The following is a 16,161-nucleotide window of genomic DNA, read 5'->3' as shown; positions in this document are numbered from 1 at the left end:
GGACCCACAGTTTGTTCGTCAAATATCTCTTGTATTGCTTCACCTTCACCCTCTGCTAAACCTTCACCTTCGACGCTCCCTTCGAAAATTCCTTCGCCTTCTGTTGTCCCTTCCGGTGTTCCTTCGACTATCCCTTCTCCCTCAGGCGTCCCTTCCGGTGTTCCTTCGACGACACCTTCCGGTGTTCCTTCAGGGGTTCCTTCAATGACGCCCTCAGGTATCCCTTCCGGTGTTCCTTCGACTATCCCTTCTCCTTCCAAAACTCCTTCTCCTTCGATTGACACACTATAATCCGCGATTAAATAAACTCCGCTGTATGTGTTCCTAACGCTATATAACACTATATACCACCAACCTGAATAAGGATTATCTATTGCTAATCGCTCATCATTACCTGAATTTGACGAGGAATATTCGCATTCCTTTACACGGCAAGACTCATGATATACGAGCAAATCACAGTTTCCAGTACCTCCCCAGGTTTTAACTTTTAATGTGCTCTGTCCTTCAGGAACATTTATCATAAAGTATTGAGTACTACCTGTAGCTCCAGATAATGGACCTACCCTCTCTCCGTCTGTTAGTTCTTCTGCAATAAAGTAGTTTGCTGTCAAACTCACATTGTTATACCCTTTAGTGGCATATAAACTTACATACCACCAACCAGCAATTGGGCTATTCACCACTATCTTTTCTTCATTGCCTTCCGACGAAGAAACAAGTAAACTGCAACCAGACCTCCCATATCGCACATACAATTTGCAATCTCCCGTACCTCCCCAGGTGCTAACCTCCAACCTTGATTGACGAGTAGGAATATATATCTTAAAATATTGGAAGATTCCCTCGTCTGCAGATAAGGGAGTTACTACCTCACCATTTGTAATTTCTTTGGTATAAGAGGCAGTCAAACTAACTCCATCAAAACTTTCCGCACCATACACGACTATATACCACCAACCACCCTCAGGATTAGTCAATAATATCTGTTCATCATTGCCTGTATTTTCCGACTTATACGAACATCCCGCTGTGGTGCAAGACTGATGATAAGCATATAATTCACAGTTATCTGTGCCTCCCCAGGTATGAATATCCAACTGTACCTGACCCGCAGGCACATTTATCATATAGTATTTAACACTATACATATTGCCAGATAGAGGAGTTACTACCTCCCCGTCTGTTATCTCTTCGGCACTGAAATAGTCTGTCAGTAAACTCACACCATTATAACTCCCAGTACCAAACAGTACTATATACCACCAACCACCCTCAGGATTATTTTTTACCCCCTGTTCTGAATTGCCCGTATTAGAGGAGAAAAACCTACAATCTGAAGTAGTGCAGGAGGCATAAGAGCCGTATAAATCACAATTTCCCGAGCCTCCCCAAGTATAAGCACCTAATCTTGCCTGACTATCAGGAACATTTATCTTAAAGTATTTAGGACTAAACTGAACACCTGATAGAGAACCTTGTATCTCTTCATCTGACACTTCTACTATCTCACTTCCTGAGACATAGTCTGCTATAAGATTGACGCCGCTAAAGTCGAAACCAAAAACACCTATGTACCACCAACCAGAGGTTGGATTGCTTATTACTATTTGTTCATCATTGCCTGAGTTTGATGAACTATAATAGCAATCAGATGTTTGGCAAGATGCGGAGTAGGCAACCAAATCGCAGTTGCCTGTGCCTCCCCAGGTATGAATCCACAACAACTCCTGGGCAGTAGGCACATTTATTAAGTATAACTTCCAGGTAGATATAGAACTTACCAACTCACCATCTGTTATATCATCAACTGCCCCGCTATAGTCTGCAAGTAGATTTACAACAATATAACTATCAACACTATTCAGTCCTATTATCCACCAGCCAGCTGCAGGGTTGTTTACTACTATCTCTTCATTATTAGTTTCATTTACCGACATATGTATACATTCGACTGCTTCACAAGACTCGTGCCAAGCATATAAATCGCAATTCCCTGAACCTCCCCAGGTGCGGATATCCAATACTGCCTGGTCCGGAGGGACATTTATTTTGAACAGTTGAATACTACCCTTATCTCCATATAGATTGCTTACCTCAACTTCATCTGTCAGTTCTGAAATATCATCTATGTTAATATAATTCGCCATTAAATTAACTCCATTATAATCTCCGCTTATCGCTATACACCACCAACCAGATTCAGGACTGACTTTCCATATAGTTTCAGTATTGTTTAATGACGATGAAATATTTATACAGTTCCAATCCTCACAAGACTCGTGCCAAGCATATAAATCGCAATTCCCTGAACCTCCCCAGGTGCGGATATCCAATACTGCCTGGTCTGGAGGGACATTTATTTTGAACAGTTGCCAACTATTCTCTGTTCCAGATAGAGAATTTATCTCTACACCATCTGATAACTCAGATATTTCATCTATCCCAATACAATTTGCGAGTAAACTAACTCCGCTTGAAATACCATGCAATGCTATTATCCACCAACCAGCATTCGGTTTGAATACACCTACTCTTTCATTATTGTCATCATTCTTAGAAACATATTCACAGTTGTCATCTTCACAGGATTCATACCACACATACAAATCACAATTACCTGTGCCTCCCCAAGTGCTGACATCCAATAATGCTTGACCCGCGGGAACATTTATTTTTAAAAGTTGCCAAGTATCATACGGTGGGGGTAGCGAAGTTACTACCTCCTCCCCATCGGTTAACACGGTTATTTCATCTATACCAACATAATCAGCGATTAAACTAGCTTCACTATAGTCCCAATAAGCCCGAAGTCCTACTATCCACCAACCAGATAAAGGATGGAGACAAGTTATTGACTCATAGTTAGTGCTAATATTATTTGACTCCTGCAAACTATTCATATTTTCCCAAGGCTCGTGCCACACATACAAATCACAATCTCCAGTACCACCCATGGTATACACATTTAATAAAGCCTGACCATTAGGAACATATATCTTGAAAAATTGCCAGGTATCTTCTATACCAGAGAGAGAGGTTAATTCCATTCCATCTAATAACTGAGGTATCTCCTCTATCCCAACAACATAATCTGCAACTAAACCAACATCATTATATGTTTTTCTACCCCACAACCATATATACCACCACCCAGAAGTTGGCTCGATTAATGATACCATCTCATTATTCCCGTCATGTTCTGAAGTATATGAACATTTTTGTAAATCTTCACAGGATTCATGCCACACATACAAATCACAATTACCTGTTCCTCCCATGGTGCGGACATTCATATATAAAGTGTCCGCTGGGACAAATATCTTGAAAGCTGGGTAATTCCCTGGTTCTCCATCTATATTCATAATCGTCTCTCCATCTTCTATTATCTCTACTGCCACATCTTTTACTCCTCCTTTTGATTGATTGAGCGAGTTAATAGGAGAGACTGCAAGCACTTCAAATGCAATACCGACAAAAAATAAAAAGACTATATATTTTAATGCCCACTCTTTGGAAAATACTTTAGATACTTTCCCGCACATAGTTATCTCCTTCTATTTAATGTTTTGTAAGTTAAATAATTTTCTCTGTAGAATTTTACTGTAAGAACTAAAATATCAAGAAACTTGGAGACTAATAGCCAATTTTTTATCTGTGAAAGATAGCAATATAAATAATCCGAGTTTTTAAGAGAGTAAAAATCGGTTTTGTGAAGAAAAAAAATGAAGGCTTTCCCCAAAAAAGTGCTGACTCCCGGATTTCGAACCATAACGAGATTATCATAAGTAAAAAATCTATGCATTTTTAGATAAGGTATGCAAATATTTTTAACCATGGTTCAAACATATTTTTTAAATAAAACTTTACTAAACCAATGATTAAGGGCGGGTATTCATCCCCGCCCTTATAATGCTTATCATGATGTTAATATGTTCATGTTCATCTAATAATCACGGGCCGGGGCAATAGCCATCTTCGCTTTCAGGGTCTTCTGGACACGGATGATAGCCACCCATGTTGAAGAATTGGATTAGCCGTAATAATTCACTTAAATTAATCACCCAATCCTTCGGTTTATAGTCAGAAGCATGGTAATTACATGTATGGTCACCATCCAATCCTGGAGCATATCCGTCTTCAGTTCCCGCTTCGCAGTGATAACCTAAATAATTAAAAAGTTGTATCACCCGAAGAAGTTCTGAAAGATTTATTTGCCCATCTCCGTTTTGGTCTGCACTATGATGCGGATATTCTCCTTCCGGTGTTCCTTCGACCGTACCTTCGGGTGTTCCTTCCGGGGTTCCTTCGACGACGCCTTCCGGTGTTCCTTCCGGAGTACCTTCAACGACACCTTCGGGTGTTCCTTCCGGGGTTCCTTCGACGACGCCTTCGGGTGTTCCTTCTGGCATACCTTCAGGAGTACCTTCAACGACACCTTCGGGTGTCCCTTCCGGGGTTCCTTCCGGTGTTCCTTCAACGACACCTTCGGGTGTCCCTTCCGGTGTTCCTTCCGGGGTTCCTTCAACGACACCTTCTGGCGTCCCTTCCGGAGTTCCTTCCGGTGTTCCTTCAACGACACCTTCGGGTGTCCCTTCCGGTGTTCCTTCAGGGGTTCCTTCAACGACACCTTCCGGTGTCCCTTCAGGAGTTCCTTCCGGTGTCCCTTCAACGACACCTTCGGGTGTTCCTTCCGGGGTTCCTTCAACGACGCCTTCGGGTGTCCCTTCCGGTGTTCCTTCAGGGGTTCCTTCAACGACACCCTCAGGCGTCCCTTCCTGTGTTCCTTCAGGGGTTCCTTCGACGGTCCCTTCTCCTTCGGGGCATGGACCTGAGGATACTTTCAAATCAACTGCAGTACCCTCAGGAACAATTTCACCTTTTTCTGGGGCTTGCCAGAATATAACTCCCGAAGGATAGGTATTATTACATTCTTCTGTGACATTACCTACATTTAGGTTTGCTGAGTGTATCGTATTTATTGCTGTGATTAATGTTGTACCAATTACATCAGGAACTGTTGTACAGATACCAGAAGAGACCTGAAAATCTATCGTTGTAAAAATGGGCATCGTCAAGCCAACATAATTATTAGAAATTACTTTTCCTTGCGTATAAGTAGGATGGCATCTCTCAACGCTCGTTGTAAGAAATCCTCTATAATTCAAGATATTTTGAACATCTGAAAAATTCTGACCTTCATAATTATCGATTGTAAGTTGTGGTACTAACATCAAATAGGGGTAAGTTTCGTCCTCATTAATTGCCCATACCGAAAAGAAATTCCAGCCTACAAATGTTGCTGGTTTCTTCATCTCTTCCGTACTTTTGCCTTCACCTCCCTGAGAACTACTCATACCACTTACATCAATATCCCAGAAGCAATTGATAATATTTGCAGGGTTTACCGCATAACCACAGAAACCACCTACCTCCGTTGCGGTATCAGGAGCATTTACCACAACACTGGCATAGGAGTTAGAGATTAATCCCGCCTGGAGGTATCCTAAAAATCCACCTACATAATCATTACCTGTAACTGTTCCCAAAGCGTAGCATTCCTCAACATTATATGTGCCAACATTTTCTCCTATAAATCCACTTACTACTAAATCGGCAGAAGCATTTACTACCGCAAGGGACTCTCTTATGTAGCCACCATTAACACCAATCAAGCCTGCCACAAAATTTGTTCCACTTACCTGCCCATGGGCTCCACAGTGACCAATTTGTCCCAGATTCAGACCCGCCAATATCCCTACATCCACACGGCCAACTATATTTGCATTCATAAGATAAATATCAAACAATCTTGCTGTGTCATTTGTTGTCCCAAACAATCCAACATTGTCTTCTTCAGGACGATTGATGTAGAGATTGCTAATAACATGACTATTGCCATTAAAAATCCCTTGGAAGCCAGAAATTGGGCGAAATCCTTTTCCTCCGTCCCAATTCATAGTGTCAGAAGCATCTATATTTGAATCAAGGATATAATTGCCGTCCAGCGGGTATGCAGGGTCGGTTCCAATAAGTTGAATTTGCGAGATGTCATTTATGGAAATGGGAGGGCATATACCTGTAGAACGCGATATAATTACAGGGTCTGATGGAAACACCTTTATCCATTCTCCTGGAGCCACATTTTGGCTCACTACATAATTCTCAGGCACTATGTTACTGCACTCTTCTGCAATACTAATATTAGTTATTCCACTCGAACGAAGAATATGTGTTGCATTGTCAATATAAATATTCCGCACATTAGGCATAGGTATCAATTCTTGAAGAAGTAATGGATAACATTCACCATCTGAAATTCCCCAAATATTTGTAAAATCCCATCCTGAGTATGAACTTTTCTGTTTCATCTCTTCTGTGGGTAAACCTGTGCCACCTCCAAAAGAGGTATCCACACCTGAATATACTTTATCCCAGTATGAACTTGTAACGGTAATAGGCGGAAAACCTCCCCCAATTAAACCACCCGTGGTAGAAACTATATTCGTGAAACTTGTTACAGCATAGGAATTTACAAGTTGCAAATTACTATCGGTATAACCAATCAAACCACCTACATAAACATAAGCAGAGTCCATATTTCGTATTTGTGCATTTGCGTGGCAATTAGAAATTGTAGGTGCCATCATAGCAGCGCCCACAAGTCCCCCAATGTAGGCACCAGGAGGTGATTTTATGCCAGAATTTTCTCCCTTTATAGTAGGATGCACATTGATATAAATTTCTCCTATATATGAAGATGTGGCTAAATATCCTTTCACCATTCTGCCGCAGATACCACCAAAATCCATATAGGGGTCTGAACTTGGGATTGTCATCAAATTAGCACGACTATAACAGTCTATGATTGATATATCTCCAGTTGAAACACCAACTATTCCACCGACCATTTGAACTCCTTGAACTGTTCCACTCACCGCAATATTTTGCAGGGCTGGGTATATTCCTCCGCCTCCATCATTTAATATCTCTCCCGCAAGAATTCCTACTTCTGTGGTCCCAGTAATATCAGCATTCTCAATAATCAGTTGTTGTACAAATCCTCCCGTAGAAGTACCATATCGAATCCTTGAAAACAAACCCGTATAATAGGATGGGTTAGTATTGTTGATATATAGATTTGATATTTTGTGCCCATCTCCATAGAATTTACCTCTGAATTCATAAATAGGAATAAATCCGGCGCCATTATTCCAATTTATGGTATCCGAAGCATCTATATCATTATCTAAACGATATTCGTTATCGGCGGGATAATCGGGGTCATAACCTATCTTCTGTATTTCTTCAATAGAAGTTAGATGAATAGCAGGACAGGCTCCACTAGATATATAAACTTGGACCGTATTGAACAAAGGCTCATAACAACCAGCCATTCGCGAGGTATAAATTACAGTACCAGAAGGAACCGTATTACTACACACATAATAAACATCAGGAATCAATTTAGCACCTGCTATTGCTAATCTCGCAGGTGTTTCATCCATACCTACTACATTAGGAATACTCGAAGAAAGCGAACATAAAAATGGATAACTCTCTCCATTGTAAATTACCCATGTAGTCGAACAGAACCCACACGGATAAAGAGAGATATTCCAGGAAGACATCGCCGTATAAGTATCATAATTCATCATCTCCGCCGTTGTTTTTCCCACGCCTCCTCCTGATGTTGTTTGACCACTTGTTTCAATATCCCAGACGCAATCCGTTACTGTAGAATTTACACTTTCCCCTAATAATCCTCCTATCATATAAGCACCATTTGGCATACTTCCCGTAGAGTAACAAGTACTGACTAAACTGTTGTCAACATGTCCTATTAATCCACCAACATATTGCATATCCGTGACAGAGGTGTTTATATCTGCCCAGGAAAAACAATTTCGAATGCTGCTCCCAGTGTTTACATAACCCGCTAAACCTCCAAAATACTCCTTCGATGTAGAACCTCCCAACCAAACTATTGAACCAGAAACGAAATTCTTTTCTACATTGGAATTTGTCGTAATAATCCCGGCTATACCTCCTATGTAAGCAGAACCTTCTATAACACTCCTTACAACAGCGCATTTTTCCACTCTACCCGTATATATATCGCCCACAATACCGCCAACATATTCGTGGCCTATTATTACACAATCTCCAAGGATTAAATTAGAAACCTGTCCGTTGTAAATAAACCCGAAAAGACCAATATAATCGTCGGAAGGTCTATTAATGTAAAGATTGTATATCATATACCCTTGCCCATCGAAAGTCCCTGAAAATCTATTCAAATTATTTCCGATAGGCTCAAAGCCACCGGGCCAATTAAAGGTATCAATAGCATCAATATCACTTGTTAATATATAGTTACCACTCAAAGGATAACTCGGGTCCCGACCTATTTTATTTAATTCCTCTAAAGTGGATATTGGAATTGCTTGCGCCTGAACATTTGCAGGAACTAACCAAACAAAAAAGATAAGACAAAAAAGAAAACATGAGCTCGAATTGAACATTTTTGTTTTCATACACAACCCTTTCTTGTTAATTTTTTTATCACACAACCCTTGATTAAATATATAGTTACTTGTACTATATAAACGAATTATACCATAAAATTTTCAATTCGTGTCGGATAAATTTTGTATTTTAATGAACAAAAAAAGTGACAAGTATAATCTGTTTCAAAGAAATAAATATAAAAAAGGAATAAGATAAAAAGGTAGATATAAGATACGAACATTTAGAATAGTTATACGAGATAAAAATGATTGATATAATAGCAACAATAAACGGCTGTTATTAATATTATATATTCAGATTTATATGTAAATAAGTAAATAATATGTATAGTTGATAGAATATTATTAATTAAGAAGACCGATGATTATATAATGTCTCAAAAACTTCTATCCTTATCCTTGATTCGTATGGGTTTACTAAACAGCGAACTTATAACTTTGATTTACTCCTTCCCTTTTTGGACATCAAATCATACGGTATGGGGGACTATTCGCTACTCATCATAAACACAACCTAATAAAAGGATAAAAGAGTATGCATATTATAATTAACACAAATTGGGTAATAGGGCTGATTGTATTTGCTCTTCTTGTATTTCTAATTGTTCTATCCGTGGTGCGTCGTTCAAAGGCAAAGAAAAAAGTATTAGAGGCACTAAATGAAGGTGGAATAGAATCTCTCATTAGTAAACTTAAAGATAAAGATACAAATATTGTAGAAGCCGCTGTGGAGGCATTAGGAAAAATGAAAGACCCCAGAGCCATAGAACCTCTTATAGAAATACTTAATAAGGAAGAAGAGGGTGATATTCTGGTAAAGACAATAGATGCTTTGATTGAAATAGAAGACCCCAAAGTAATATCTCCATTGATTTCCACACTTAACCATAAAGATATAGGCACTCGTTGGTTTGCTTGTCAGATAATAGAAAAATTAGCACGGAAAGGAATAATAGACTATCAGGCAGTTGAGCCTCTGATTTTGATACTTAAAAAAGATAGTAAATATGTGATAAAGGAAGGTTTCCCATATAACGCAGCGGAAGAAGCCTTGAAAGTTATCACTGGACAAGATTTTGGTGAAGACATTCAAAAATGGGAACTATGGTGGGAAGTACATAAAGATAACATAAACAGAATATAGAGTAATATACAAAGTTAACAATTATATACATAGGCAATACATAGTTTTTAAACCAAGAAAAACACCCAAAATAGGGAAGAAATGAAAATATATCCTAACTTGATAGACGCTACCTTTCCTCATTGTGAACTGGATTAAGTCAATAAAAAAATTATAACCACAAATTACTCCAATAAATACAAATGAAAACAAATGAAAAAATTCATTTTATCATTCGTAACATACAAATCCTGTGAAGTCTATAAATCCTGTTAAATTGTTTTATGCAGGGTCAAAACATATTTCGCCCTCACTCCTTCGTTGCCTCTGTAGTTAATTACTTTTACCACAGAGAACACAGAGATTTAAAGAGTTCACAAAGAGGAAAGAGACCGAAGCCAGGAGGTTTCAGCTACAATTTTTTTGCTCTTATAGTCCTCTACAGGTACGGTATACCGTGCCCTTACGATTGATAAAGAAACCATAAATCTATTGGTTATATAGGTTATCACATTATGTTATAAAATATATCAAACAGAATTATCGAAAAGAGGTAATTCACTCGCCGTTTAAATGTATTTCCCTATTACCTATATCCTAACGGTGACCAAATAAAAAAGAACCATCAAATAACAATCTTCCCTATCTTTTTCTATGCCTATTCTATCGTCTTGTTTCCGGATTTATATTGATAATTACTAAAAACTGATTATATGCTTAGATTAAAAGTGGAGGTTCCTGTGGGATGTCTTAATTCTTGTGTTTCTATATCACCGCATGTGGTTGTCCCTTCTTCTTTTTGATATATCTCGAAAGCTTCTTTCCATGTTTCCCGCATACTTTTCATGTATTCAATACTTTCACGGATAGGTTTCACTTCTTTTTTAAGATTTCCCTGCACTAAAAGGTAATAAATATATTCGTAAATACGGTCAATGTTCCGGGCGATTTCTCCTCCCACCTCTATTTTCAAGGAACTGCGAAGTTCCGAAATAATTTCCTGGGCGCGGATTAAATTGCGGTGCACCGATTCAATATTGTTCTTTTCTATCTGCCGTATGGCTTCCTCCGCCCTTTTTATAGCACCATCAAAAAGCATTAGTATCAACTTTCCCTGTGATGCGGTGTTGATGTTTACCGCTTTGTAAGCATTTACAGTTGCTGTTTGAGGTGTCATGTTCCCATCTCCTGTTTAGTATGTTTATGTTATAAAGTGCCACTCAATCTCGCTAATGAAGAATTTTGTCCTTGTAAGCTCTGCATCATCTGTTCCATTAAAGTAAACTGGCGACGAAGCCTTGCTTCTTTCTGGCTTACACGATATTCTATGCTTGAAATCTGGTCGTTTATCGAGTTTATTTGTGAATCAATAGAACCATTTGTCTTTATCCGTTCGTTTAGAAATCCATTGTATCCTGTAATTTCATCTAAATAGGGGAATAAAGTATCTACCAAACCCGTCGAGGAGGAATTAGAAAACAATTCAGTCACATTTGTTTTGTTGTTTCTCAATGCTTCTTTAAATTTATCAGCATCCAGACTAATACTGGGAATAGCCGAGGAATCAAAATCACTCCCTGTTGAAAAACCGATATCCGCTAAACTCTGATACGGTCCTGAAATACCACTAACTGTATTGAAAAAGGTTTGTTGTAAGTAAGAAGCTATTTCACGGATAGAAGATTCCCGACTTAAAACGGCTCCCGATGCTGTGGATTCTCGAATCCCCTTTATTGCACCGTTAAAAGCCGTCAGGAAATTCTGTATATTTTGAACCACCGCATCTTCGTCCGTATCAATGGTAACGGTGGATGTTCCCGTTTTTAAGAATGTTAATGTAGTCCCTGTAATCGCATCTGTAACGACATTACTGTTCCTTGTTTGTTCTGCTCCGCCGTTAATCTTAAAAGTCGCATCCGAACCTGCCGTTTGAGTAGCAGAAGTAAGATTCATTACGGAAAGGAAATTACTGGTATCCGAAGGACCTCCAAATCGAATGAGCCGACTGCCCATATCTTTTGAAACAAATCGCAATGTATCGGTAGTGGAATCATAACTTGCCGTTACACCGGCATCAGAAGCATTAATTCTTGAAATTACATCTGCTAATGTATCTGCTGACGGGTCTATAGTAATACTAAATCCATTAATACTAAACGAACCACCTGTTATGGCTCCGTTTTGCAAATTCAGGTCTTCTAACTTAACAGTTGTGTTTATTGCTCCTAATGGTTGTCGGCTCTTTAATTCCGTAGAACCACTACCATTTGTATACTGAACCGCATTTGTCCAGCCTAAGGCAGATATTAGATTACTTGTATCATTGGAACTACCTAAAACTATTCGTGTGGTATCTCCCGCTGTAGTATTTTGGAGATAAATTCGGTCCTCACTCGCATTATAGGTAGCCGTTACACCGGCACTACTTGAATTTATCATTGAAATAACATCATTCAAACTTTGTGTGGCAGGGTCAACATTAAACCCAACCCCGTTTATCGTAAAAGTTCCTGACTGAACAGTTGTTGTAAGTCCACTATTTTCTAATGCCACATTGGGGTCAATAGCAGAACTTACCCGTCCACTACTATTCGCTACTGTCGCTGATGCTAACTGGATTACCTCCACCTGATATGTGCCTAATACAGGATTGGAATCGGATACACTCGCCTGAACCACACTCGTTTCAGAACTGGTAGATTTGAATGCAGTGAAAATATTATTTAAATTAAAATCCTGTAGTCTATTCCGAAGTGTTGTTAAAGCAGTTCGCACATTTTGTATGGCAGTTCTTTGACTTTGTAATTGCGTTACCCTCTGCTGGAGACGAGTTATCGGCTGACGCTCAATTTGTATCAACTGATTAATAATTGTATTCGTATCTAACCCCGAAACCAATCCACCAATATTAAATGTGCCTGACATAGTATATCTCCTATTTATTCCATTTATACTCTAATCTATATTTCGGCAAGAAAATTTAAAACTTTAATCTTTTTTTCAAAAAAATTCTGAAAATCTATCTTGTCATTCTATAATTTATATTATTATAATAATACTACTATTAACAAGTTTAGATTTCCTTTTTATTTCTCTTAAATATTCATCTTCTAATTTAATAAAATATACCAAAAACTTTTTTATTCTATTAGTTGCCGAACCTGTCAAAGAAAAAATTGAGTAACATTAAGATAGTCATTACCTATGTCTTTGTAGATTTTTATACATTAAAATTATATCATAATTTTTATTATTTGTCTGTAATTTTTTCGATGGTTATAAGTTTATTTTTAGAAGACAGGAGTAAAGGTATATTATACTTTCCATAAAAAAGAAAGGGTAGTTAAATGAGTCAAAAGCATTCCGAAAAACAAAAACCAAAGCCTGATGAAGTATTAAGTTTTTTAATGGAAGGAAATCGTCGTTTTGTGGAGGGAAATCTTACTCATCCAAATTCTGACCCAAAACGAAGAATGCTTTCTTCAACATCATCTCAAGGGGATTATGCCATTGCAACGATTCTTTCTTGCTCCGACTCTCGTGTTCCTCCGGAACTTATCTTTGACTGTGGTATTATGGACCTTTTCATCGTCCGACTTGCAGGAAATGTCCTGTGCAAATCAGCGATGGCAAGTATTGAATATGGTGTTTTGCATGTTCACACACCCCTTCTATTAGTCATGGCTCATAGTCAATGTGGCGCCGTTACTGCTGTTGTTAATGAATTGCAAAAAAAAGAACCAACAAAGAATTCGGGGCATGAAGATACTCATATTCACGAATTATTCAAATATATAACCCCAATCGTTCAGCCTTTATTGCAACAGGAAACATCTCCTTCAAATATACAACAACTTATCAACTCCTGTACCTGTGAACATGCAAAAAATATTGCCCGACAGATACGAAAAGACTGTAAACCCATAGCAGAAAAAGAATCGCTCGGAAAAGTAAAAATTGTCCCTGTTTATTATGAATTAGAAACGGGCAAGGTATTTTGCATAGAATAATCTGAATTTCTATATATTCTTGAATTTATAACAAACACTTTTTTAGAAAAGGAGCATTAACATGTCCAAAAAAGAACTGAAAGTTATTAATCCCTATACCGAAAAAGAAGTCTATTCCTTCCCGATGGATACCATCGAGGATGCTTATCAGAAAATAGAAAATGCCTATAAGGCATTTCAAGAATGGCGTTTTACTTCTATGAATACACGGAAAGAGTTGTGCTTGAAATTTATGAAAGAATTTGAAAAAAATCGGGATAACATTGCCCGTGAAATTACAGAGCAAATGGGTAAACCTTTACAGCAATCCCAAAATGAAATTAATACCATGCTCGACCGTGCTCAATATATGATTTCCATCGCAGAACAGACATTAGCAGATGAATATTTACCTGAAAAGCCGGGATTTGTACGATATATCCGACACGAACCTATCGGTGTTGTGCTCGATATTGCCGCTTGGAATTATCCTTTGCTGATTGCGGTTAATGTAATTATCCCCGCAATTATGGCAGGCAATGCTGTAATAGTAAAACATGCCCGATTAACTCCCCTTTGTGGAAAAGCCTTTGTAGAAGCATTTGAAAAGGCAGGAGCACCGAAAGGACTAATACAAGACATCATCGCAGACCATCAGGTCATCGACGCGGTAATTAAACACCCGAAAATTGGCTTTGTATCCTTTACAGGTTCTGTTCGTGGTGGACACGAAGTCGTTCAAAGTGCCTCTACACGATTTATCAATCAGGAACTGGAATTGGGAGGAAAAGACCCCGCTTATGTTTGTGCGGATGCCGATTTCGATTATGCGGTAGCCAATTGTGTGGACGGTGCTTTCTACAATGCAGGGCAATCCTGCTGTGCTGTAGAACGGATTTATGTCGAAAAGCCAATTTACAACCAATTTGTCGAAGCCTTTGTGGAACTAACCCGCCAATATAAATTGGGCGACCCAATGCAAAAAGAAACAACCCTAGGACCCCTTGCCGTTTCATCGGCTCGCCAGTTCCTTAAAAAACAAGTAGAAGAAGCAGTTGCTCAGGGAGGTAAATTAGTTGTAAGTCCAGATGAATTTGAAGTGCCCGACCAGGGTTGGTTCTTTGCACCGGCTGTAGTTGCAGATGCACCCCAAAAATCTTCCCTCATGCAGGAAGAAAGTTTCGGAACTGTAATTGGTATTTTGCCTGTCCATAATGATGAAGAAGCCATTGAATATATGAATGATAGCCCCTACGGATTAACAGCGTCTATCTGGACATCGGATTTCGAAAGAGCCAAAAGAATTGGAGAACGGGTCGAGACAGGAACATTTTATATGAACCGTTGCGATTATTTAGACCCGGCACTGCCATGGACTGGTGTTAAAGATACAGGACGAGGTGCTTCTCTCTCCCATTACGGCTATTATCAATTAACACAACTTAAAAGTATGCACCTCCGAATAAAATGGTAACTGTTAACTAATACGGAAACAATCAAGTACTATTACCTTTTCAACGGCTTCATCTCGCATAGGAGCAATGCTCTGATAGTGTGGGTCTTTTAAAAATTGGTAATAATGGTCTATCGAGGGCCACTCAATTACACAAAAATAATCGGGATGAAAATCTCCACGAATAATCTCGCGTGGAACAAGACCAACAACACGATGTGCTCCATACTTCGCCGCAATAGGATTTGCAGCGGCTAAATAAGTACTGTATCTTCGAGAACCGTTGGGTTTCTTGAACCATACCGCCTGAAAAATATACGCCTTGCTATCTTTCCCTTCCCTTTCTACACATAATTCTTTTTCATGGGAGTTTTTGCTATCTGAATTTGCAGTGCCCATATCACTACCTCCTGATGAATATAATATTCTTTATCTTAAATTTAATATATCATGAAAATATCATAAAATAAAAACTTTTTAACAAAAAAATCACTTTTTATTAAAAATCTCAAACTCAAATAGCAACGAAGAATAAAAGAAAATTTTTCACAACTTGATATAAGCTGCTTTTCCCCTGTAAAAACTGTATTTTAAATTGGTTAAAAAATCACAAACACGAATTTAACAAATAAACACGAATAAAAACAAAAGGAAAAATTCCGTCTTGCATTCGTGATATATAAATATCCTTTGAGCCCTGTAAATCCTGTTGAATTGTTTTATATAAAGGCAAAACATGTTTTGCCTTCTTCTGTATCCTTTGTGAAAATTTTCTACGCCTCCTTTGTGTTTGATTTCTTCCCCTATTGACCTTACAACAAGGTAATGGAACGGCATACAGTACCTTACGATTGGGAAAGAAAATATAAATCCGTTATCTATGTCCTATAGGTAATCAAAAAAAATAGATTTTCTACTATATATAAAAATTTCTACCTTATTATTTTTGCATAACAGAAAAATTTCTTATCGAAAAGTTAAAAATTTTTCCAGACTTTTTAAGATTAATCAAATGTTTTTGTAAATAATTTACTATATATAATTATCATTTTTATCATAATTGAA

Annotated in this window: 8 protein-coding genes; 3 read left to right on the top strand and 5 right to left on the bottom strand. The window is 38.2% G+C overall.

From position 1 onward, the window contains the following. Together PLA12_05975 and PLA12_05970 are read right to left on the bottom strand one after the other, a co-directional pair. Positions 1–3,545: PPC domain-containing protein (locus tag PLA12_05975; GenBank protein HOQ32044.1), on the bottom strand; the 3,545-nt coding region annotated here is incomplete at its 3' end. 408 nt (positions 3,546–3,953) lie between these two features. Beyond that, entirely contained in the window at positions 3,954–8,537 is a 4,584-nt protein-coding gene (locus tag PLA12_05970; protein ID HOQ32043.1) for a PASTA domain-containing protein, read from the bottom strand. A 529-nt stretch (positions 8,538–9,066) separates the two neighbouring features. On the opposite strand from PLA12_05970, the gene PLA12_05965 reads away from it, so the two are divergent. Beyond that, positions 9,067–9,675, top strand: a complete 609-nt coding sequence (locus PLA12_05965; GenBank protein ID HOQ32042.1) for a HEAT repeat domain-containing protein — start codon at positions 9,067–9,069, stop codon at positions 9,673–9,675. A gap of 688 nt (positions 9,676–10,363) precedes the next feature. Here the strand turns inward: PLA12_05965 and fliS are convergent. Both fliS and fliD read right to left on the bottom strand, forming a co-directional pair. Next, positions 10,364–10,831, bottom strand: a complete 468-nt coding sequence (gene fliS / locus PLA12_05960) for a flagellar export chaperone FliS (protein ID HOQ32041.1) — start codon at positions 10,829–10,831, stop codon at positions 10,364–10,366. A 29-nt stretch (positions 10,832–10,860) separates the two neighbouring features. Further along, positions 10,861–12,579 (bottom strand): flagellar filament capping protein FliD, encoded by a 1,719-nt coding sequence (gene fliD / locus PLA12_05955; GenBank protein ID HOQ32040.1) that lies wholly within the window; start codon positions 12,577–12,579, stop codon positions 10,861–10,863. A gap of 422 nt (positions 12,580–13,001) precedes the next feature. Here fliD and PLA12_05950 point away from each other — a divergent pair, with 422 nt between their 5' ends. After that, positions 13,002–13,664 carry a carbonic anhydrase gene (locus tag PLA12_05950; GenBank protein HOQ32039.1) on the top strand — a complete coding sequence of 221 codons (663 nt, stop codon included), beginning with the start codon at positions 13,002–13,004 and terminating at the stop codon, positions 13,662–13,664. Between the two features lie 61 nt (positions 13,665–13,725). Then, the gene (locus PLA12_05945; protein ID HOQ32038.1) at positions 13,726–15,117 is read left to right on the top strand and encodes an aldehyde dehydrogenase family protein; all 1,392 of its coding nucleotides are present in this window, start codon (positions 13,726–13,728) and stop codon (positions 15,115–15,117) included. A 3-nt stretch (positions 15,118–15,120) separates the two neighbouring features. On the opposite strand, the gene PLA12_05940 is transcribed toward PLA12_05945, so the two are convergent. Further along, the gene (locus PLA12_05940) at positions 15,121–15,495 is read right to left on the bottom strand and encodes a DUF1330 domain-containing protein (GenBank protein HOQ32037.1); all 375 of its coding nucleotides are present in this window, start codon (positions 15,493–15,495) and stop codon (positions 15,121–15,123) included. Positions 15,496–16,161 lie beyond the last annotated feature (666 nt).

Source organism: Candidatus Hydrogenedens sp. (assembly GCA_035378955.1).
Classification (GTDB): Bacteria; Hydrogenedentota; Hydrogenedentia; order Hydrogenedentales; family Hydrogenedentaceae; genus Hydrogenedens.
Note: the sequence above shows the minus strand (reverse complement) of the source record. Positions and strands in the feature narration are given on the sequence as shown.

Excerpts from the sequence above, each read along its gene's own strand:
- fliS (HOQ32041.1), bottom strand. The coding sequence starts at position 10,831 with ATGACACCTCAAACAGCAACTGTAAATGCTTACAAAGCGGTAAACATC.
- PLA12_05970 (HOQ32043.1), bottom strand. The coding sequence starts at position 8,537 with ATGAAAACAAAAATGTTCAATTCGAGCTCATGTTTTCTTTTTTGTCTT.
- PLA12_05950 (HOQ32039.1), top strand. The coding sequence starts at position 13,002 with ATGAGTCAAAAGCATTCCGAAAAACAAAAACCAAAGCCTGATGAAGTA.
- PLA12_05945 (HOQ32038.1), top strand. The coding sequence starts at position 13,726 with ATGTCCAAAAAAGAACTGAAAGTTATTAATCCCTATACCGAAAAAGAA.
- PLA12_05965 (HOQ32042.1), top strand. The coding sequence starts at position 9,067 with ATGCATATTATAATTAACACAAATTGGGTAATAGGGCTGATTGTATTT.
- PLA12_05940 (HOQ32037.1), bottom strand. The coding sequence starts at position 15,495 with ATGGGCACTGCAAATTCAGATAGCAAAAACTCCCATGAAAAAGAATTA.
- fliD (HOQ32040.1), bottom strand. The coding sequence starts at position 12,579 with ATGTCAGGCACATTTAATATTGGTGGATTGGTTTCGGGGTTAGATACG.